This is a genomic window from Aliiroseovarius halocynthiae, assembly GCF_007004645.1.
Taxonomy (GTDB): Bacteria; Pseudomonadota; Alphaproteobacteria; order Rhodobacterales; family Rhodobacteraceae; genus Aliiroseovarius; species Aliiroseovarius halocynthiae.
This window is the reverse complement of record NZ_ML660021.1, coordinates 1-19697: the sequence shown is the minus strand read 5'-3', so window position 1 is coordinate 19697 and position 19697 is coordinate 1. Positions and strand designations below refer to the sequence as shown.

General features: G+C 55.5%; 23 protein-coding genes and 1 tRNA gene. 4 read left to right on the top strand and 20 right to left on the bottom strand.

Annotated elements, in window-relative coordinates; genetic code table 11:
* Nucleotides 1-9: 9 nt before the first annotated feature.
* Both petB and petA read right to left on the bottom strand, forming a co-directional pair.
* Nucleotides 10-1323, bottom strand: coding sequence for a cytochrome b (gene petB / locus FIL88_RS10610; protein ID WP_142853850.1), 1314 nt, complete (start codon nt 1321-1323; stop codon nt 10-12).
* An 11-nt stretch (nt 1324-1334) separates the two neighbouring features.
* A complete protein-coding gene (gene petA / locus FIL88_RS10605) occupies nt 1335-1901 on the bottom strand; it encodes a ubiquinol-cytochrome c reductase iron-sulfur subunit (protein ID WP_142853849.1) in 567 nt (188 codons plus the stop codon).
* A 300-nt stretch (nt 1902-2201) separates the two neighbouring features.
* Between petA and FIL88_RS10600 the strand changes: the two genes are divergently transcribed.
* A complete protein-coding gene (locus FIL88_RS10600; RefSeq protein ID WP_142853848.1) occupies nt 2202-2699 on the top strand; it encodes a hypothetical protein in 498 nt (165 codons plus the stop codon).
* Here the strand turns inward: FIL88_RS10600 and FIL88_RS10595 are convergent.
* Genes FIL88_RS10595 through dapF form a run of 5 tightly spaced genes read right to left on the bottom strand, consistent with a single transcriptional unit; the run spans nt 2696 to nt 6383 of the window.
* Complete coding sequence (locus FIL88_RS10595) at nt 2696-3298, bottom strand: glutathione S-transferase (RefSeq protein ID WP_142853847.1); 603 nt, start codon at nt 3296-3298, stop codon at nt 2696-2698. The two genes, FIL88_RS10600 and FIL88_RS10595, sit on opposite strands and share 4 nt — an antisense overlap.
* Nucleotides 3299-3301: 3 nt before the next feature.
* Complete coding sequence (locus FIL88_RS10590; RefSeq protein ID WP_142853846.1) at nt 3302-3592, bottom strand: hypothetical protein; 291 nt, start codon at nt 3590-3592, stop codon at nt 3302-3304.
* A gap of 49 nt (nt 3593-3641) precedes the next feature.
* Nucleotides 3642-4250 carry an FMN-binding negative transcriptional regulator gene (locus FIL88_RS10585; RefSeq protein WP_142853845.1) on the bottom strand — a complete coding sequence of 203 codons (609 nt, stop codon included), beginning with the start codon at nt 4248-4250 and terminating at the stop codon, nt 3642-3644.
* 32 nt (nt 4251-4282) lie between these two features.
* Nucleotides 4283-5545 carry a tRNA (N(6)-L-threonylcarbamoyladenosine(37)-C(2))-methylthiotransferase MtaB gene (mtaB, locus tag FIL88_RS10580; protein WP_142853844.1) on the bottom strand — a complete coding sequence of 421 codons (1263 nt, stop codon included), beginning with the start codon at nt 5543-5545 and terminating at the stop codon, nt 4283-4285.
* Between the two features lies 1 nt (nt 5546).
* Complete coding sequence (gene dapF, locus FIL88_RS10575; protein ID WP_142853843.1) at nt 5547-6383, bottom strand: diaminopimelate epimerase; 837 nt, start codon at nt 6381-6383, stop codon at nt 5547-5549.
* Nucleotides 6384-6493: 110 nt separating this feature from the next.
* Here dapF and FIL88_RS10570 point away from each other — a divergent pair.
* Nucleotides 6494-6569 (top strand) — tRNA-Lys (locus FIL88_RS10570).
* Between the two features lie 1005 nt (nt 6570-7574).
* Here FIL88_RS10570 and FIL88_RS10565 read toward each other — a convergent pair.
* Together FIL88_RS10565 and FIL88_RS10560 are read right to left on the bottom strand one after the other, a co-directional pair.
* Complete coding sequence (locus tag FIL88_RS10565) at nt 7575-7904, bottom strand: hypothetical protein (protein WP_142853842.1); 330 nt, start codon at nt 7902-7904, stop codon at nt 7575-7577.
* The gene (locus tag FIL88_RS10560; protein ID WP_142853841.1) at nt 7901-8506 is read right to left on the bottom strand and encodes a hypothetical protein; all 606 of its coding nucleotides are present in this window, start codon (nt 8504-8506) and stop codon (nt 7901-7903) included. Before FIL88_RS10560 ends, FIL88_RS10565 begins: the two co-directional genes overlap by 4 nt.
* Before the next feature lie 42 nt (nt 8507-8548).
* Between FIL88_RS10560 and FIL88_RS10555 the strand changes: the two genes are divergently transcribed.
* The gene (locus FIL88_RS10555) at nt 8549-8854 is read left to right on the top strand and encodes a helix-turn-helix domain-containing protein (RefSeq protein ID WP_185960914.1); all 306 of its coding nucleotides are present in this window, start codon (nt 8549-8551) and stop codon (nt 8852-8854) included.
* 1 nt (nt 8855) lies between these two features.
* Nucleotides 8856-9260, top strand: a complete 405-nt coding sequence (locus tag FIL88_RS17125) for a type II toxin-antitoxin system PemK/MazF family toxin (RefSeq protein WP_142853839.1) — start codon at nt 8856-8858, stop codon at nt 9258-9260.
* Between the two features lie 330 nt (nt 9261-9590).
* On the opposite strand, the gene FIL88_RS10545 is transcribed toward FIL88_RS17125, so the two are convergent.
* The 11 genes from FIL88_RS10545 to FIL88_RS10500 form a co-directional block, all read right to left on the bottom strand.
* Nucleotides 9591-11792: a tetratricopeptide repeat protein gene (locus FIL88_RS10545; RefSeq protein ID WP_142853838.1), complete on the bottom strand. Its 2202-nt coding sequence runs from the start codon at nt 11790-11792 to the stop codon at nt 9591-9593.
* Between the two features lie 556 nt (nt 11793-12348).
* The gene (locus FIL88_RS10540) at nt 12349-12573 is read right to left on the bottom strand and encodes a hypothetical protein (RefSeq protein ID WP_142853837.1); all 225 of its coding nucleotides are present in this window, start codon (nt 12571-12573) and stop codon (nt 12349-12351) included.
* Complete coding sequence (locus FIL88_RS10535; protein ID WP_185960913.1) at nt 12563-14419, bottom strand: DUF927 domain-containing protein; 1857 nt, start codon at nt 14417-14419, stop codon at nt 12563-12565. The genes FIL88_RS10540 and FIL88_RS10535 overlap by 11 nt, the downstream gene beginning before the upstream one ends.
* Nucleotides 14412-15323, bottom strand: coding sequence for a DUF7146 domain-containing protein (locus FIL88_RS17170; RefSeq protein ID WP_456057505.1), 912 nt, complete (start codon nt 15321-15323; stop codon nt 14412-14414). The genes FIL88_RS10535 and FIL88_RS17170 overlap by 8 nt, the downstream gene beginning before the upstream one ends.
* Nucleotides 15316-15573, bottom strand: a complete 258-nt coding sequence (locus tag FIL88_RS16695; RefSeq protein ID WP_185960911.1) for a hypothetical protein — start codon at nt 15571-15573, stop codon at nt 15316-15318. The genes FIL88_RS17170 and FIL88_RS16695 overlap by 8 nt, the downstream gene beginning before the upstream one ends.
* Nucleotides 15570-15776, bottom strand: coding sequence for a hypothetical protein (locus tag FIL88_RS10525; RefSeq protein ID WP_142853834.1), 207 nt, complete (start codon nt 15774-15776; stop codon nt 15570-15572). Before FIL88_RS10525 ends, FIL88_RS16695 begins: the two co-directional genes overlap by 4 nt.
* Complete coding sequence (locus FIL88_RS10520) at nt 15773-15985, bottom strand: helix-turn-helix transcriptional regulator (RefSeq protein WP_142853833.1); 213 nt, start codon at nt 15983-15985, stop codon at nt 15773-15775. Before FIL88_RS10520 ends, FIL88_RS10525 begins: the two co-directional genes overlap by 4 nt.
* 100 nt (nt 15986-16085) lie before the next feature.
* Nucleotides 16086-16889 carry a hypothetical protein gene (locus FIL88_RS10515; protein WP_142853832.1) on the bottom strand — a complete coding sequence of 268 codons (804 nt, stop codon included), beginning with the start codon at nt 16887-16889 and terminating at the stop codon, nt 16086-16088.
* Nucleotides 16890-17361: 472 nt separating this feature from the next.
* Nucleotides 17362-17565, bottom strand: coding sequence for a hypothetical protein (locus tag FIL88_RS10510; protein WP_142853831.1), 204 nt, complete (start codon nt 17563-17565; stop codon nt 17362-17364).
* A 36-nt stretch (nt 17566-17601) separates the two neighbouring features.
* Complete coding sequence (locus FIL88_RS10505) at nt 17602-18873, bottom strand: site-specific integrase (RefSeq protein ID WP_142853830.1); 1272 nt, start codon at nt 18871-18873, stop codon at nt 17602-17604.
* 384 nt (nt 18874-19257) lie between these two features.
* Nucleotides 19258-19697: RNA 2'-phosphotransferase (locus FIL88_RS10500; protein ID WP_142853829.1), on the bottom strand; the 440-nt coding region annotated here is incomplete at its 5' end.

Here is a 19697-nt window from a genome sequence, read left to right as displayed (position 1 = left end):
TCGATCCTCTCACTCGGCTGCGCCGGGATAGTGGGCGTTGAAATCTTCCTCGATCGTTGCCGGGGGTGTGGTCGGTTTTTCGAACAGACCCAGAAGCGGCAGGATAACCAGGAAGTAGGCGAACCAATAGGCAGACGCGATCAGCGAGATCCAGTCATAGGGCGGATCCGTCGGACGCGCACCAACCCACATCAGAACGATGAAGTCGATCAGCAGCAGGCGATACCACCACTTGAACGCGGGGCGATACTGACCCGAACGTACCGACGAGGTGTCCAGCCACGGCGCCAGAGCCATCACAAGGATCGCACCGAACATCGCCAGAACACCAAAGAACTTGGCGTCGATGATGCCACCGGTCACGAAGCTGACCAGCTGCACAACCCAAACGTCCGCAGTGAAGGCACGCAGGATCGCGTAGAACGGCAGGAAGTACCATTCGGGCACGATGTGTGCGGGCGTCGCCAGGGCGTTTGCCTCGATATAGTTGTCGGGGTGACCCAAGTAGTTGGGCATGAAGCCGACAATCGCGAAGAAACCGATCAGGATCAGGCCCAGCGCGAACAAGTCTTTGATCACGAAATAGGGCCAGAACGGCAGGGTGTCTTTCTTGGCTTCTTCTTTCGACCCGCGGCGCACTTCAACACCGGTCGGGTTGTTGTTGCCCGTGGTGTGGAAGGCCCAGATGTGAACGGCGACAAGCGCGGCGATCACGAAGGGCAGCAGATAGTGAAGCGAGAAGAAGCGGTTCAGCGTGGCGTTGTCCACAGCAGGTCCGCCCAGAAGGAAGGTCTGCAGCGGCTCGCCGATGAATGGGATCGCACCGAACAGGCCGGTAATAACGGTTGCGCCCCAGAAGGACATCTGGCCCCAAGGCAGAACGTAACCCATAAAGCCGGTGGCCATCATCAGAAGATAGATGATCATGCCGACGATCCATGTGATCTCGCGGGGGGCCTTGTACGAGCCATAGAACAGGCCACGGAAGATGTGGATGTAAACAGCTAGGAAGAACAGCGACGCGCCGTTCATATGGATGTAGCGGATCATGTGACCGCCATTTACGTCACGCATGATGTGTTCGATCGAAGCAAAGGCCAGATCAACATGCGGAGTATAGTGCATCACCAGAATGATACCGGTCACGATCTGCATGACCAGGCAGAAGGCCAGAACGATGCCCCAGATCCACCACCAGTTCAGGTTTTTCGGTGTGGGGATCATCAGCGTGCCATAGGCAAGGCCAACGATGGGCAGACGTTCGTCCAGCCACTTTTCAAAGCCCGACTTGGGCTCGTAATGGTCGTGAGGAATTCCAGACATGTAAGCCTCCCTTATCCCAGTTTGATCGTCGTTTCGTCGACGAACTCGGCGACGGGAACGGGCAGGTTTTCAGGTGCTGGACCTTTGCGGATACGGCCCGAGGTGTCGTAGTGCGAACCGTGGCAAGGGCAATACCAGCCGCCGAATTCGCCAGCGCCGTCACCCAAGGGCACACAGCCAAGGTGGGTACACACACCCATCATCACCAGCCATTCGCCGGTTTCGTCCATGGCGCGGTTTTGGTCGTCAGCCGACAGATCCGCTGCGCGGTTGTCGTTACGTGCGAAACCATCGATCAGGTTGTCGGCGGTGTTGTCCGCGCGGGCCTGTTCAATTTCTTCTGCGGTACGGCGGCGAATGAACACCGGCTTACCCAGCCATTTCACGGTGATCTGGCTGCCGACGGCGACGTCAGCAATATCAACGCGGATCGAGCTAAGCGCCCGAACGTCGGCAGAGGGGTTCATTTGGTTGACGAGCGGCCATACAGCAGCACCAGCCGTTACGGCTGCGGCGCCACCGGTCGCATAATAAAGGAAATCCCGGCGGGTCCCTTCGTGGTCGTCGGCGTGTGACACGAGCGCATCTCCCTAGCTAGGTTGCAATATGGCAACCGACACGACTGAAGACCGCTTGCGAAAGCGGTCCGTTTCGCGGCTGTTTAGCTAAGGAAACGCGCCCAGTCCAGAAGTCATTGGGACGCAGGGTGCGGTTTTCAAGAATGTCATACCCTGAATCAACACATATTTCTGACATGTTGGCGCGAACATGTTGAAAGCGATGACTTCTACGTCGCTGCGCCGCCGTGAATTCGGTGTTTTGAAAAGCTGAGTCGTTGGGCCATCATACCCCCATCGAACCAAGACGGAGCTTATCTGATGACCATACTGGGCGCACCTTTGATTGATTGGCTTACTCTGCTTGTCGGCTTGGTCAGCGCGATGGCGACAGTCGTTTTGACCTATGTAATCTTTCACTGGACACAAAAGGCCGAGAAGAACGAAATCACACGCGGTATTCAAAATGACTGGCGCGACTACAATCTTGCGGTTCTAGGGGATCAGGATCTTCAGACCATCGAAGCAGGTAACCATCTGTTCGAAGGGCTTAGCAGTTTCGAAGTGAAGAAGATGTGCATCTATTTCATCAAGCTGAACGTGCCATACAATATGTGGATTGCCGCGCAGAACCACTTTCTGGACATGGCAGATGTTGACCGAGAATTGGACAATCAAGCCGCCCTGATGCATCGCGATCAAGAGTTCATCGAGACGCATATTTTCCCGCGCGGATATGATGATGCATTCTGCGCACTACTGCGTAAACGATGGATTGCGATCGACAGGTCTGATGACGGGAAGGACCGCGACGCCTAAACTGGCTTCGTCGCCCTCATGCTGTCCCGCTCGCAAAACACAGCAAACCAATCGTCCAGCGCGTCACGGCCTTTGCGCCAGCCGCGATCATCGTGGCGGAAATCCAGATAGCCCAGCGCGCAGCCGACGGCGATTTGCCCCATGTCCAACGGGCCGGACAGGTGGCTCATCCAGCGGGTGTTCAGCGCGTCCAGCGCACCATCAACCTTGCCCCACTGGCCTTCGATCCAATCCTCGAACCGCATTCCTTCGGGCCGCAGGCGGAGTTCATAGGCCATCAGAACGGCCGCATCCATCATCGCATCCGCTGTCGCTTCCAGTGTCAGGACATCCCAGATCTGATTGTCGGGATAAAGCGTCCCGCCACTGCGGGCGTCCAGAAAGCGAGTTATGACACGGCTGTCATACAGCGCCGGGCCGTCAGGCCGGATCAGCGCTGGGATTTTAGACAGGGGATTGGCTGCGCTGACCTTTGGATCGGGCGCGGTGGGAAGCGTGGCGACTGTGATCTCTTCCACATCGCCTTCCTGATCAGTCTCTTTCAACACCACGCGCACTTTGCGCACGAAAGGCGAGGTCACGGACGAAATCAGCTGCATATTCTAAACTTTCTTAAATCGAATGCGGGTCAGGCCGACGGCGTCAACCTCGATCCCCGGACCGTTTTCACCCAGACGGATCACGCGACGCATCCGCGCTGTGGCGTTCACCTGTTCATGTTCCTGAGCTTTTTCGCGATGGGCGGTCAGCCCCTCGGGCATTTCATCAAACGCGTCTTCCACGCGCTGATCCCGCCGTCCACGTTCAACCGAACGCGCGATAGCATAGGTGGTCAGGGCGACAGCGCCATAGCGCAGCGCAACAACAGCAATTGGGGCAAGCGGTAAAGCCATAAGATCCTCCTTACGTATAAATGTAGGAAGGCCGCACGCTTATGTCCACTTACGCGGGCGGATCAGCCATCAATTTCGCGATTTCAGCAAGCTCTTGCCCAAAACCCGTGTGCATTTGCGCCGCCGCAGCTTCGCGCACCGGATTGTCCTTGTTCTGACCCAGCTTCCATGTGCCGTCGATCGTCTCGACCTCGAACCGCATCGGAACGATCATACGTTCCATCTTGGTGATGACATCGGGCGTCATCTTGTCGAATGTCCACGGGGCCTTACCGGCAATCCGTGCCTCGTATGCAGCCGCCTGACGGACCAGAATGTCGTGCAGCGCATCCTGCTCCAGCGGCACCAGCCGCCCACGCAGATGCACAGCCACATAGTTCCATGTGGGCACCTGATCCGCCGCACCATACCAATCGGGCGAAACATAGCCGTCGGGCCCGGTGACTGAGATCACAGCATTCGTAGCGCCAACCCGCGCAATAGGGTTCGAACGCACCAGATGAAGCTCGGCCTGCGCTCCGTCATCGGACAACAGAAACGGAACATGAGACAGAAGCGGCGTTTCCCCTGCAACGCAAAGCGTGCCAAAGGCACGCGTCTGGGCGAAAGCGATGTTCTGGTCGCGCTGGCTGCCGCGAAAGACTGGATTGGGGTGCATGGCTGATCCTCGGACGTGCTGAGGGCAGAGGATCAGACAACCAGCTGTTTGTCCACAATCCGCGTGGGCGTGGCGGTGATCAGCGCCCCTTCTTCCTGAGGGGTATCGAACAGAACCTCGGCGAAATGGGCGGTGCGGCCCATCGTGGGGTTCTCCATCAGAATCTGATGTTCCTGCCCCACCTGTGCCTGCAAATGCCGCAGCACCTGCGCATCCCCTGCCGCCCGCAGACGCGCCGCGCGTGCCTTGATCACATTGCCATCCACCTTGCTGGGGATTTTCGCAGCAGGCGTGCCTTCGCGCTTCGAATACGGGAAGACGTGCAGCCATGTCAGGTCACAGTCCTCGACCAGCTTCAGGCTGTTCTCGAAATGCGCATCAGTCTCGGTCGGGAAGCCTGCAATGATGTCGGCACCGAAGGTGATGCCGGGGCGCAGTTTTCGAGCTTCATCGCAGAAGGCAATCGCATCGTCGCGCAGATGGCGACGCTTCATCCGCTTCAGAATCAGGTCATCCCCGTGCTGAAGGCTGAGGTGAAGATGCGGCATCAAACGCGGTTCAGACGCGATGGCCAGCATCAGATTCTCATCCGCCTCGATGGAATCGATCGAGCTGATGCGCAGACGCGGCAGATCGGGCACCAGACGCAGGATCCGCATGACCAGATCGCCCAAACGCGGCTCTCCGGGCAGGTCAGCGCCCCAGCTGGTCAGGTCCACTCCGGTCAAAACGACCTCGTTAAACCCACGATCCACAAGGCGCTTGATTTGATCGACGACGACACCAGCCGGGACAGAACGCGAGTTCCCGCGGCCATAAGGGATAATGCAAAACGTGCAGCGGTGATCGCAACCGTTCTGAACCTGCACATAGGCGCGGGACCGCGTGCCAAACCCATCGATCAGGTGGCTGGCGGTTTCGGTCACGGACATGATGTCGTTGACCCGCACGCGCTCGGTCTGGCCGATCAAGTCGGGGGCAAGACCCGCCCAAGTCTCGGGCGACATCTTCTCATGATTGCCAATAACAGCGTCGACCTCGTCCATGTTGGCGAAGGTCTCGGGTTCTGTCTGCGCCGCGCAGCCGGTGACAATCACCTTGGCGTCCGGGTTCTCGCGCCGCAGCTTTCGAATTTCCTGACGCGCTTTGCGCACAGCCTCGGCGGTCACGGCGCAGGTATTCACCACCACCGCGCCCTCGACGCCGGCCCCATCGGCAAGGCGTTTCATCGCCTCGGTCTCATAGGCGTTCAGGCGACAGCCAAGCGTCGCAAATACTGGGGGGTTCGCGCCCATCTTACAGACCTTTCAGGAAGGCTTGGGTCAGCTGGCCACTATATACAAAGGCGGTGGGGCCGGTCATCCAGACGCCATCTTCGCGCCAATCCAACATCAGCCAGCCGCCATCCAGCTCCATCCGCACCTTCTTATCGGTCAGACCGCGCTGATGGGCGGCGACAGCAGTGGCACAAGCGCCCGAGCCGCAGGCCAGCGTAATCCCGGTGCCGCGTTCCCAGACGCGCATACGGATCTCGTCACGCGACCGGATTTCGGCAAATTCAACATTAGTGGCTTCGGGGAATAGCGGGTTAGTCTCGAACCCCGGTCCGATCCCGGCAACATCCACAGCGTCAGCATCGTCCACAAAGAACACGCAATGGGGATTGCCCATGCCGACCGCAACCGGATCGCCGTCCAGCGGCAGGTGTTGCAGATCAACGTCATGCGACAGGGGAACCGTGTCCCATGTCAGTTGAGGCTGACCCATATTCACCGCGACCAGATCGCCATCGGCCCGCGCCTCAAGCACTCCGCGCGAGGTGCGGATTGTCAGGGCATCCCGGCCCGTCTGATCCATCATGTACTGCGCCACGCAACGGGTTGCGTTTCCACACGCCCCAGCCCGGCTGCCATCCGCGTTCCAGAAATCCAGATCAATATCGGCCGCGTCCGAGCTACGAATCTCGGCCAGCTGATCAAAGCCAACGCCGCGATTGCGATCGCCCAGCCCAGCGGCAAGTTCGCGATGAACCACAGCATCGCGCGCCCGTGAATCAATCATCACGAAGTCATTGCCCGCCCCATGCCATTTCATGAACTCAAGGCCATCCATATGTGTCTGCGCATCTGCCATGAGGCGCGATATAAGCCCTTGGCAAAACTTTTGCCAGAGATCGTGCAGATTCATTCGAAAATGGGGTTGACCCCGCCCACCAGTCCCTTTAGTCACCGCGCTCACAGAGTGGGCCGTTAGCTCAGTTGGTAGAGCAACTGACTTTTAATCAGTGGGTCGAAGGTTCGAATCCTTCACGGCTCACCACTGAAATCAATGACTTAGCTGATTTTGAACCATTGCCACCTTTTGCGTGGCTACCACCGGGCTACCACCAATTGGAATTTCACGCCGCTTTACGTTCAGACGGGCGCTGGGCGCATAGGGCTATAGAATCAACCCTCGGCGCGCCATTGGGTGCAGACGGGGAACCCGTCGCGCAAAATTTGCGATTTCGCACTTTTCCATGAATGCTGAAGGCGATTGGGGCAAAACCTTCGAAGTTGCCATGCGCTGGGCGCAAGGCTGCAAAACCCCCTGTAACTTTGTAACTTTGTTACTTATATATATAACTAATTGATTTTACTTACTTATTACCTCTTTATTTGGTAACAAAGAAAGTAACAGAAATTTTGATCTGTTACGCCTACGATACTGATTTTATTGAGAACGCCTGTTCTTCGAGGATCTGGAAAAGGCTGTTTTCTGTGTAGTTTTGCACCGTTTTGGACCAAGGTCACAAACAGGAAAAAATACCACGTCAAATGGCACTTATTCCCCTTCTATCTGCCTCGATCTGTGCAAGCCCGCAGTTGGGCGACACTGCGTTGATCTGCCCAAAAACATCGAGGTCAGACCCAGTTTTGAGCCGTCGCTCAGAGGCCAACAAATAGCCTCTCACAAGACCTAAAAACTGGCCCATTTTGAAATTCTTCTCTTGCAGGAAAAAAATCTCCGACTGAGGGGGATGCGGGTCTAGGGATCGGGTGGTTATGAACTTTTGACCGCCCCCCCCTTGCTTGACCTGCGGCCTGCCAAAGCCTCTGCGCTAAGGTATAAGCGCCCAAAGAAACTGCGCACCACTTAGCCTACCAGCATAGATTTGCGGGGCCTCAGCCCTTTCATGGCGTCTCTGGTGGCCATTGCGCGCGCATTTTAGGGATCAACACCGCCGCGCGACATAAGTGCTACCCATGCTGGGGCGCGGGGTGTGAGCAAGCCCCGTCACACATGAGTGCGCGGGGCTTACATGGTCCATGAATCATGGAAGGGTCAGGCTGAGGCGCTGAGTATTCCTTCAACGTCAGACCACAGCGCAACCATATCCGGTTCGGATTCTGAGACAGTGCGACAGACAACCCAAACCTTTGTTGCAAGAGTTTGAAGATCCTGCACCGGGCGCTCCATCAAGGATTGTTCAATCATCCAGATGAGCGGCAGAAGTAAATCCGACACTTGATCGCACACACCAGCATCGAGTGCTTCAATGATAACTTCGCAAAAGCGGCGAGCGTCCGCTACGCTCAACTGATCAATTTGCGTCCGTTCAATCATGCAGCTCTCTTTGTTCGCGATCTGTGGCGTCTCAATGGTATTCGTCATGCCGCCACCTCAAACACGTGTGCCAAACCATCCAGACGGATTTCTGTGACCGTCGAAAGATTGACCGAGCGAGGCGCAGCTTTGTCCGCATCCCACACAGACAGCAAGTGAGGATGGCGGGCCTTGCGTGTTTCAATCGCTTTGCGAGCGCTGGGCGTAGCCTCATCGCCTTTGACATGGTATTTCAGCTTAGCAGGCTGATTAAGCATCACGCAGGTACTGCCATCTTTCTTGATGAACGTCACAGAGGCAAAGCGGCCACCCGCTGATTGGATCAGCTCGCGCTTCTCATCGTGGTCAACTTGAGCCTGGGCCTCAGCTTCTCGAGCCTTTGCACCTTCATAGGCGCGGCGAAGCTGGCTCAAGCGTTCGATACCCCGAAAACCAAGGCGGTCCCGGTTTTCCAATTCCAACAACTCAGCCCAAAGGCTTGCGGCAGATCGAGCCAATAGCGCTGCGGCGGCTTTTGCTTCTGCCCATGCGCGGCGTAGGCAATACGCAAACACGCTGCGCAGCTGGCGGCGCGCGTATCCAAAGGTGTCCATTCTTTCCTGCGTGGCCTTCCAAGCGGCTTTCATAATTTCGGAACGGTTCAGTGTCATCGGGTTGCCCTTTCTTCTTTGATAGAATATCTATAACAAAGGATGGGCTATCTTTCAATAGATAATCTATCATTAAAGCAAGATTACCTATTGAGGCCGCGGATGACAGGTGAACAGATACGGGCGGCACGTTCATTGCTTGGTTGGACTGCAAATGATTTGGCGGCAGAAAGCGGAATCAGTTACCCGACTGTACAGCGCTTGGACTCCACCCAAGGCAAGCTTTCCGGCAGACACGGCACCATTGAGGCTATTCGCGGCGCTTTGGTTGCAAACGGAATTCAGTTCCTCGAAAGCGGTGACACTGCCAACGGACTGGGTGTAGCGCTCAAACAGACGGACACCTAACTTGCCGATAAAGTATGACGTAAATCAGCGCACCGTTTTGTTGTGTGACTATAGCAAGGGCGGCTTCAAACCGCCTGAAATGGTCAAGCGGCGACCAGTCATAGCAATATCGCCTCGGCTGCGCCATCGCAGTGGGTTGATAACCGTTGTTCCTCTCAGTACGACGCCACCAGATCGGATTGCCCCACACCACTGTCAGATTGAACTGCCATATGAATTGCCGCATTTCCCAGAAACCAATTGCTGGGTTAAGGCAGATATGCTTGCAACCGTTGGGTTTGATCGCCTCGATTTATTCAGGACCGATCGCGACCAGACCGGAAAGCGGAAGTATTTGACACCCCGCATTTCCGAAGTGGAGTTTGCCAAAATTCTTGACTGCATTAAAGTAGCGCTGGGCCTATAGCGCATGATTGCCACCGTATTCTTAGTAGCATTGCCGTCCAGCCCTACTAAGACTGAGCGACAAGTGTTCGAATCATCAAACAGTGCAACTTAGCTTTGGCCGGGAGTGCTGAGACCTCACACATCGCAGCACTTCAGACCAGAGCGGTGTTCTTTTAGTGGCAATACGTTGTTTTTCAACGGGGCGGATTGCGGTCATCCGGCGCGACTACACGTTGCGTTAGCTCATGAAATAGATGAGCCTATCGCCCCGCTAGATCACGCAGCACGAAGGCCCATAGACCTTGATGACGGACAGTTACTGATCCCCGATACCAATTGATCTAGCAGTTCACGATTTAACCGTTGAACGCATATCGATCAGCACTTCTCTAATCGTGTGGTGAGAGCCGGTGTTTGCTACTAGCAGCTCTCCTTTTTTTCGAATACGACCATCAAACGTCATCAGAAACCCGATGTGGACGCCTTCGTTCTCCATGTAGTGCTGTATTTGCTGATCACCACTTTGCGCATATGTCGTGGAGTATCCGCCACCGCATATCTTGAGCTCAATTATCACCCGCAAGCCACCAGCGAACTGTGCTAGAACATCCAGTCTGCCTGCCCCAACATTCAACTCCTCGAAAATTTGCACGCTGTGGAGAAAGCGAGCTTTAAGGAAGGTGTGCAGCAAAGTCTGACCAAAGCGCTCAGGATTCTGAACCCAGTTGTGACCCTTTTCTTTTTTCTTTCGTCGCCAAAACTCCATACGTTTGGCAGAGGAAACGAAATTGCCAAACTCGCGCAAGGCGGCATCAACCTGTTCCAGAGTGACATGGGAGGGTGGCGACAAATCAATGGGCTTTGACGGCATAACGCCGCCGAGTTGCAGCGCTCGTTCACGGAGCTCCGTAGCTGTTTGATGAATATCGGATTCTGTCGAGGCAAGTTTCATGGATTTGGTCAGAGCCTGAACCGCCCCGCTCAAATCACCCGCTTCAAACAGCGAACGCCCATAAGCGAACACATAACCTGGTTGCTCCCCAAATCTAGCGATCTGCTCTGCTAACTCGGTTGCAGCGTCACCCCATTGATCGGCTTTCCAGAGAGCGTCGACAAGTGATGTTGCTGCTTGAACATCTAAGGGATTGTCATCTAATATTTTGCGAAACCATCGCGCTGCATTCTCAAAATCGTCCAATTCCTTGAAGCATACGGCGACACCCATTCTTATTGGCTTGAGTGTCTCGGTTTTTGTTCTCAGCTTCTCCAACTCAGTATGAAGCGCTTCAAAACGCGCAAGTTTATCGACATTGCTGAGTTTGGAGTCTCCAAGAACCGCAGCGGTCTCAGAGGCGGCTATCAGTTCTGTGTCCCCGCTTTCTCTTGCTTCCCCAATCAGCGCGTCGGCTTCTGATCTATCAAAACTCTCCATCAAGCTCGTTATCCGTCTGCCAAACGCGAAATGTCGAGAGCCTGTCATGCGTTCCAGTTCAGCCGCCTCATCGACACATTTTTCTTTCGTTTCGTCATCTCCGCAAAAGTTTGCAGCGATAGCCGCAAGGTGAAGACTCGAAATCAAGCCCTCTTCTGCGCCATGCAGCCCGCGCCGTATTCTCGCAGCTTCAAGCGCAGAGGATTGGCATTCGTGGTGCCGACCGGCGTCCAGCAATCGTTTAGCTTTTGCATAATGAACGGTGGCTGTAATTTCTTCGTCTAGAGCCCCGTGATTGCTGCACAGCTCGAGCATTCGATCAAACTGATCAAAAGCCTCGCCTGCGCTAGATTTCGCTAGAAGCTTGGCAAGCTTTTCTGAAGTATCAATGGCGCCATTCTTATCGCCAGCTTCAAGAAAGGCATCTATCGCTTGCTGAAAGCATTCAACTGCGCGTTTTTGAGATCGTGGATGATCGATCTGAAGGTAGACAAATCCCATGTTACGGTAGATCCAGCCGCGCTCGCCCGGGCGGATACCATCATGCTCCGAAAGCAAATTCTGCCAAATTCTAAGCGCAGCTTCTGGTGCGCCACGCTCTGCTTCAGCTAGCCCGAGCATGTTGGTTAGGGAATGCTTAAAGTCGTTGTCGTGATCTTCGAGCGATGCAAGCAACTCTTTGGTCTGCTGATATACAGGTGCAAAAATGCCAACCTTGGATGCTAAACCGACGATGAACTTCAGAAACTCCTCTCGGTGCTCTTCACTAACGCGGGTGTGGTCGACGTTCAAAGCTGCGTGGAATAGATTGCGTCCTTCTGCAAACATAAGGGCAACATGCGCCTCGTCCGATAAAGCAAGCCTGGCAGCTTCCTCGTGATCGTATGCGTCGCATTTCGCTTGGAGCTCCTCGGCGAGCCGTGCCTCGTTTTGGCCAATGGAGCCGATGGACTTGAAGACATTCGCGGCGATGTCTCGAGAAAGCTCATTATCCTCCACTGCATCATGGCGCCCGAAAAAACGACCGGACCGTGTGTCCATTTGGATCGAGATTTCGAGCTTACGTCCGTCCGCAACTTCTTCAGCGTATTTCTCAGATGTTTCAGGTGTTTCGCTCATATCTCTCAAACGATCATAACATTAGATATTGCCGTCAACCACGTCGGCTTCCAGTCTACCACGCGTGAGTGAGAACTGAATGGAAAGTTCATGACCTAAAACCCAACTTCTCTCCAGTTGTTAGGAGGATCCATCAGTGTTTGTCCACAGAGCCCGCCTCACGTTGTATTTGACACATGTGATCGCAATGGCAGCTTTCGGGAAGCTGACCAAAACTGTGCGAACGTCCGCAATGGGCCGATTCTGCCCAGATTCGCTTCCAAATTGGCGTACCGCCAATATACGCTTGGTATTTTGAAGCTGGAAGACCTTGTGAGTAGGGTGTTTTGCACCGCTTACTGCGAAATGGTTGTACGCCCTGCCTTAGTAGGATCGGGCCCACAACCATGTGGGATCGAACTGCATGATCGCCTGATATTCCGCACTATAGCGCTGCGTTAAGTTGACGTTATAGGTTTTCTACCCTATATGTTCCTTGTCAGCTCGCGCCCAGCGTTGAGCCTCAAAACCACACCAGTGGTAGCCCCGCTAAGACGATACCAAGTCCTGCGGGGCTTTATTTTTCTAGCGCCTTCCGCGCTTTAGCCTCTGCCTCATCACGTGACATGCCAGCCTCATACTCATAGATAGCAGCCCGCTCTCGCATAAGATCTAGGGCAAGCCATTTCGGCATGGGTTCACCAAGATACCTCACAGTGTCACCCTCTGAGGCGCCGGGCTGGCTATCAAGGGACGGAGCGAAAAGCTTGCCCAGCGCGTCCCAGTCAGGCTTACGAGGCATCGTCCGTTCCAAGTTCTGCGTTCAGCTTGTCGCGATCGATCTGATATAGGCGGTGCTTTCCACCACCACTGGACACATGGAACACCTTGTTTGGCTTGCCATCCTGATCGACAATAACGCCAGAGGCGACTAGCTCCGAAACCACTGTCCGAAAATCGAGGCCCGCCAATTCCTGTTTGAGGGGCTGCACCATGAAAAAGTAGGTGCTTTCTGTTTCCTCAATATCTGGATCGCCTTCGATTTTCACGAACCCCATTCGATTGGTGATCACCATCCGATCAGAGCTGCTTTTCGCCCATTTCTGGAACCGACTGGCACCATGTAGCTGCAGCACCTCAGCTATGCGTCGCTTGGCTTCTGCCACCTCGCTAGACCCAACCCCGCCACGCTCGGACAACCAGTCTTGAAAGCAGCGCTGGGTGGCGCTGAGCGCAGCACCAGCGGGCCACCCCGTCAAACCGATATTTGTTGCCAACTCACCCGCCGCAGCCACCAGAGCGAAGCGATCCGCCACGCGGCGCACTTGCCCATCAGATCCCTGTGGCAAAGAGGTATCCATGAAGGACTTACGAAGCGCTGCCAGCCCTTCACGGTGTCCCGCCAAGTCATTGACCAACCCAGCCAAAAAAGCGCGCCCCGGCGTCCCGTAGAAGCTATTTGCACCCTTCTTTAGGCGCTGGGCGAAACTGGCTGGGTCAGCGGCCTCATGGGTGTCTTCGAAGATCCCCATACCTGCGCCTGCATCTGCCCGTAGATCGACAACCCTTACCTCCATTCCAGCCGCAATGCGCCCGCCACCTTCTTTGATCTTGTCCTCAAGGGCGATTTCGCCATTGGACAGAAACAGGACACGCCATTCCAGCACTTTGCGAGCTTGACCCTCGCGCCCAGCGCGGGCCTTACCTTTGCCATTGGCAAGCATGTAGGCAGCAGACCCTGCGGCTTTGGCATCAACCTGTGACAGCTCATCGAGGCACAGAAGGGCGTCACATGACAGCGCAGCTACGCTTTCCAGCGCGTTATCCGTGGCCCGCCATTGTCGGACAAATCCGCGCGTCCCGCCACCGCCCCAGACCGATCCAGCAACCGTCAGAGCCGTTGACTTGCCGGAGGATGATGCACCCCGAAAATGAAACCCGCCGCCCTCATCGCCCAGTAGCGCCAACAACGGCGCGGCGAATGCCGCAGATATGGCCAGCACCAAGCGCGAATTGCCCAGCGCCGGGGCTGCGACCTGTGTTTTCCATTCTTCGAGGGTGCCCGCGACATTAAAGGCATGATCAGGCTTTTCTGCCGATTGCAGAATGACCTCTTCACCGCCCTCGGCTGCGCCTATAGGACCATCTGGCAGCACAAATGTTTCGCCGTGCCATCCAACGCGGGAAACACACCGTGCGCGCTTTTCAGGGTCTGCTGATATCAGATATTCCAACAGCCATGCCTTGGCATCCCTGCGCGGCTCAAGCTCAAAACCCAAGCGAAACAATTCCCCTCTCAGGGGATCACCAGATCCAGCCAGAAGCGCCGCTGGCATTGCCCAGAGGTGGCGTACCCCGTCACGGTCCACGACTTCAAGTAGCCGCCCCCAGTCTTCGCCCTCATCATTCCGGGTGAGTGCCATGACGCGCAATTCACTGCCCCAGCGCTGCCAAGTTGTGCGCTTGCTGCCATCATCGGTTTCACGTTCAACCCGTCGCCAAACGCCATTTTCGTCCACCTTGAACGGAAAGGGCCGTTTGGTCTTTTTGCGCTGGGCCTTTCCGTTCCGCCCAGCGCCCGAATTGGCCTTCGACTTGGCGTCCTCTACTGCGCCATCGATCGCGTTTTTGATTTCTTCCTTACCCATGTGCACCACCTCGGAGCACATCATTGAAGTCCATACCTTCTGCTTGGGGTGTGATGATTGAGACCGCACGGCCCTCGGCTTCCAACCTCAAGGCCGTTTCTTCAGCCGCCAGTAACCCCGCCGAGTCATGGTCAGCCGCGATAACCACAACCTCAGCAACTGGTGGTGGGGGCAGGATCAAACCTTTCATCCCGCTTGTGCTTAATGTGGCCCAAACAGTCAGCCGCGACGCAACACCAATGCTCAGAGCGGTCTCTATTCCCTCAGCAAGCGCGATCACCGGGCGATCTGGCCCGAAGCGCACTGCACTACCCCCGCAGCTTCCAAGCATAAGCTTAGCGCCGCCCGGCAGATCAGCTTTGCCCGATCCATCGGGCTTCAGATACGTGCGGTGCAGACCAGTAGCGCGGCCATCTGGCCCGCGCAGACGCGCGATCATGGCGGGCAGCTTTTGCTTTGTTCCAGTATGCGGCAGTGCTGGGTGATAGCGCAGTGTATGGCGCATCTTGTGCCATTGCGCTTTAATTCCGCGCCCTTCTAGGTACACCTCAGCCAGGGTTCCCGTTATGGGCACTGCATGTGAGAACAAGTCATAGCAATAGGCCCACGTCCTTTCTCGCTTTTTGCGGCGCTCCGCTTTTTCGCGTTGGATATCAGCGGGTGAACGCTGGATGCTATGCCCATTGCCCTGCACAATCCCGCGCCCGCGCAATTCCGTGAAGATATCAGGCGCTGGGCAACCTGACTTATGACACGTCAACAGCGTCCGCCCGCCCGAATCCTTCACGCTCAAGCCACGCTGATCCCGCCGCCCTTCTGACTGGCATATCGGGCAGGGTGCGAGTCCGGTGTTGCCTTTCCACTCGCCGCCCAGCGCCTGCACCACATTTCTTGCCTCAGTCATCTTGCGCACCCCCGAGAACCGGAAGGGTGGCTTGCTCATATCTGCTGATAAGGCTTTCAACTTGCTCGACAGATTGCACGAACGCATGCCAGCGGTTCAAAGCATCAACGGCAAAACCCACCTTTTCCAGAGTGGCGAGGTCATGTCGTGACAGGTCGAGACGGGCGTGCTGGGCTTGGTCAGCCCGCGAAAACGTCAGGCAACCGTTTGGAGCCTTCAGAATCTCTGCAGGTTTACGGTTCGCATTCATGCCTCGCTCCCCCCTTCAAAGGCGGCAAGGCGACGCTCGATCTCTCCCAACCGGGCCGAAAGGGTGGCTTGCTCATCGCAGCATACCTCCGCTAGGTCTCGCGCATCACTGGCCACCTGTTGTGCATCAGTCGCAGTTTGTTGGGCGTTTTCGACGTGCTTGCGCAGCGGAACCCCGTCCCAGCCTTCAACTTCGCGCTTCATTGGCCGACCTCCTGAGAGGTGGAGGCCACACGACGCGCCTCGATCCATTCCCGCACATCTTGCACTCGATAGCGGACAGCACGCCCCAAGCGGACCATTGTTGGGCCGTCCCCTTTAACCGCAGCAACCTCAAGAAAGCGCCGCGACAAACCAAAGCGAGCTTCGACCTCGGCCCGCGTCAGCAGCTTATCAGCATCATTTTCTTGCATATTCTTGCACTCCATTTCGTTTCAATGTGAGTGCAATCTGCGCTTGCCCAGCGCTGGGCGTCATTTGGGAAGGTTTGGAAACTAGTAAGTAAAAATGTGGTTACTTTTGAAAAAGTCCGTTGTCTTCCAAAGATTTCAATATCTTGCTCGCAGGCAAGTATATTGCATCTTTCGCCGCATTTTCGGATGCCGCAACTATCTGCCCCTTTTTTGCAGATCCTCTAGGCCCCCAGCCCAACTCTCGCACAAGACGTAACGCAGAGGCATGGGCGTTTGCCTCATCGCCATCCACGACACGGCGAACAGCTTCCTTGATAGCTGGGCCATTTCTGGCAGGTGTCCGTTTCCATTCGCTAAGAGACTCTGCCGCCAGCATCCAATCCACTTTGGCAGGCGCTTCGGATATGCCATTGAGGTTGGTGATATCAACCGCGTCAGCACCTGCTCCCTCAGAGAGGTAATCGACCACGATATGACGAGCAGTCCAAATTACCTCACATGGAGACCAACGGCAAATTGGTCGCATCCAGTCAAGACGATCCATGCCATCTTTATTGGCTTGCTCTATGCGCTCCAACTCACTTCGATCGAACGCCAGATCTTTAAGCGCCACCCGCGCCACGTCTGCATCCGACTTGATCAAGGCTTTGAGTTCTTCATTGTGCTGCGGGAATTTGGCGAATGGCTCAAATGGGTCTTCTATCCGATCATCGATAAGACCCGGCCAACAAATGAATGAGCGCAATTTATCAAAACTATGGAAATCATCTGAGTCTAGGCCTCGCAGGTGCCCGCGACAACCCGGAGGCGTGGCACCGTACTGGATCAAGAAATTGAAGCGATTCAAATATAGCGCATTTGCGCCTAATAGGAACGATTGGTCACGGTCTATAGACTTCAGCATCTTGCTGCCCTCGCCAGGCGCTCGCACATTGCAAAACGGGCGGCGGGCCGGGTGCGATATCCGACTGTTCAGCCGCTAAACCTAGCCGCCCAGATGTAACATACGCCCAGCGCTGGGCGAAAATCAACGAAACACAACATCTTGTGCCGCCAACTCTGGACGATACCGCCGTCAACGGGCGATTTTAGTGGTTTTTTGTGGCGCACCGACAAAGAGCCTAAACCACGCCAGATTGCACCCAGTTGCCGTGATAAACACAAAGGCATCGGAAAACGTAACAAAACCAAAAAGCTGTTACTTGTAGCGTCCGTTTTTGTTACCTGATTTATCAAGTAATTTCTGGCGGTTACGGGCATTCGTAACAAAGTTACAAAGTTACAGGAATTTTGGGTGTATACAGGAGTATCAAAAAGCCAGATGCGACACCCGCCAAGCACAAGATATGGTGGGCTTTTGTATCGCGAATCCAACCTTAAAGGTAAGCTGCCTGTTCGCCCTCTGGCGTGATTTCATAGTAATCAGCCGGATAATTCGGATCAGTGTTGGGCCTGACCCAGCCTTCAGCAAGCAAGCTATCCAAAGTAACCTTGCCCGCACCGACAAAGAGCCCCCATGGCTCAGGGGTTCCGGCAAACCCTCGGAGCACTTTTTGCTCCCTTGGATTTGGCTTTCTCATGCTGCCCTCTTGATGTTCTCACACACAAGAACACGTCTAACGACCTTTTCGCAGTGGAACCACCTCAGCGCCGCTTTCCGGCCCGCGCATCGCGTCGGAAATCCGGCCAGCAATCAAGTCAGCAGCCGCGCGTTGTGGATCATCCGACAAATGCGCGTAGCGTTGCGTTGTGCGGGTCTCGCGGTGGCCCAGCAGCGCCCCAATCATGGGCAAGGACAAACCACCTGCTACCGCGATCGATGCAAAAGCGTGACGAAGATCATGCGGGCGCACATCATCTAGCCCTGCAGTCTGACGGATTGCACCCCACGGCCCCTTGATGTTCACAAGCGGCACCTCTGGGTCAGATCCATCCCCACCCCGGATTACGTAGCCTTTGCCATCTTCTGGGCGGTCAGCCGCCGCCAACACCTCAAGCGCTGGGGCTGGAAGTTGGATTGCCTTCTTGCCGGTCTTGGAATCCGGCAGGTTGGCGCGGCCATTGCCCGAGTCGATGTGTTCCCACCGAAGACCAAGGATTTCACCCACTCGTGCCCCCGTGAAAATCAACAGGCGGATAGCCCGGATTGCCTGAGGGTTCACCTTTGTTAGGCGTTCCTTGCCATCGGCAACGGCAATGCGCAGCGGTTCCCGCTCAGCCTGTGCCAGGACTTCACCCAGCCGCTGAAACTCAGCACCAGACAAAAAGCGTTCGCGTGACTGTTCCTTGAAGCGTTCAACCTTTTTACACGGGTTCGACCCATCCGGACGCATTCCCCAGACCTCAGCAAGCCCAAAGGCTTTGGATAAGGCGGCAAGCGCCCGATTGGCCTGATACGGTGTCTTTGCGTTCGCGTTGTGAAACCGTGCCACATCACCAACAGTCACGTCAGCGACCTTAAACCGCCCCAGCGCTGGGCGGATAACATTGTCCACCAGCAAGGCAGCATTCTTGGCGGTGCTGCCCTTGTTCTTCTTTCCCACATGGTCAGTCAGATACAGGTCAAGCAAATCGCTCACGGTGGGCGCGCTGCGCCATTCTGCCTTTGCACCCGCCGGATCGCCCCCGGCTGCTACGTCTGATGCCCAGCGCCGCGCGGTTTCCCGTGCCTGATCCGGTGTTAGCGTTCCATGAGCGCCGATCACCGCCCAGCGCACCCGGCCCGATCGGCCCCCGCCAACACGATATTTCAGAACGTAGGTTTTCCGCCCAGAGGGAGCCACACGGACACCAAAGCCGGAAATCTCGGCATCCCACGCCACGAAGCGCTTTTCGCTGGGCTTGAGCGCGTCCACCGACCGCTTGGTTAGCTTCACCTTGTCAGTCATGGCATTCCCCTATCTTGGCTACCACCAGGCTACCACGGAAACTGAAACCCCATGCAAACCCATGCAAGTAAGATATGCACTTTATCCATTTATAACAAGGTTATGTGATACTTGAAGCAACCCGGTGAAATTCCAAGAAAACAGTGAGCCCAGAGACTTTTAATCAGTGGGTCGAAGGTTCGAATCCTTCACGGCTCACCACTTTCATCTTAATGAAAGATGACACGAAGTTTGTCTCTTTCGACAGGAGTCTGTCGCTTTTTAGCGCAGATCAGTGGATTTTGCACATCGCGAATTTTGTGAGCACCGCAGATTTAGGCACTCTCGATAGAATTCAGACAAAAACAGTGTTCATAGCTGCCCATTTGCAAGCTGCTCTGGTTTCTATGCAGTTTTCCCGAATCCCAAGTAGACTGCTGGCACTTTGTCAGTGAGCCAAACGCCGTTGTCGGCGCAGTAGAACAGAAACCCGTCCTCAAACATTCGTTGCGCCTCGACTATTAGAACAACAGGTTTTCCGTGTCTTTGGCCGACGCGTTTAGCCGTGTCAGGATCCAAAGAGAGGTGAACTTGATGACGACGCCCAGGGTTTAGTCCGTCTGAGAATATTGCATCCAGATTTGCGCTGGCTGTGCCGTGGTATAGCTCGTCAGGTGGACGTCGCGGTTCTAGGCCCAAGTCCACATTGACTGAGTGACCTTGAGCTGCCCTGATCCACAAGCCGTCCTCGGACTGAGTGAAGCGCTTCTTATCGTTGTTTTCGACAAGCTGAATGAGTTCGTCACGGCTTAGCTTGCGATTGGCTTTCTTCAGCTTCCGCAGCA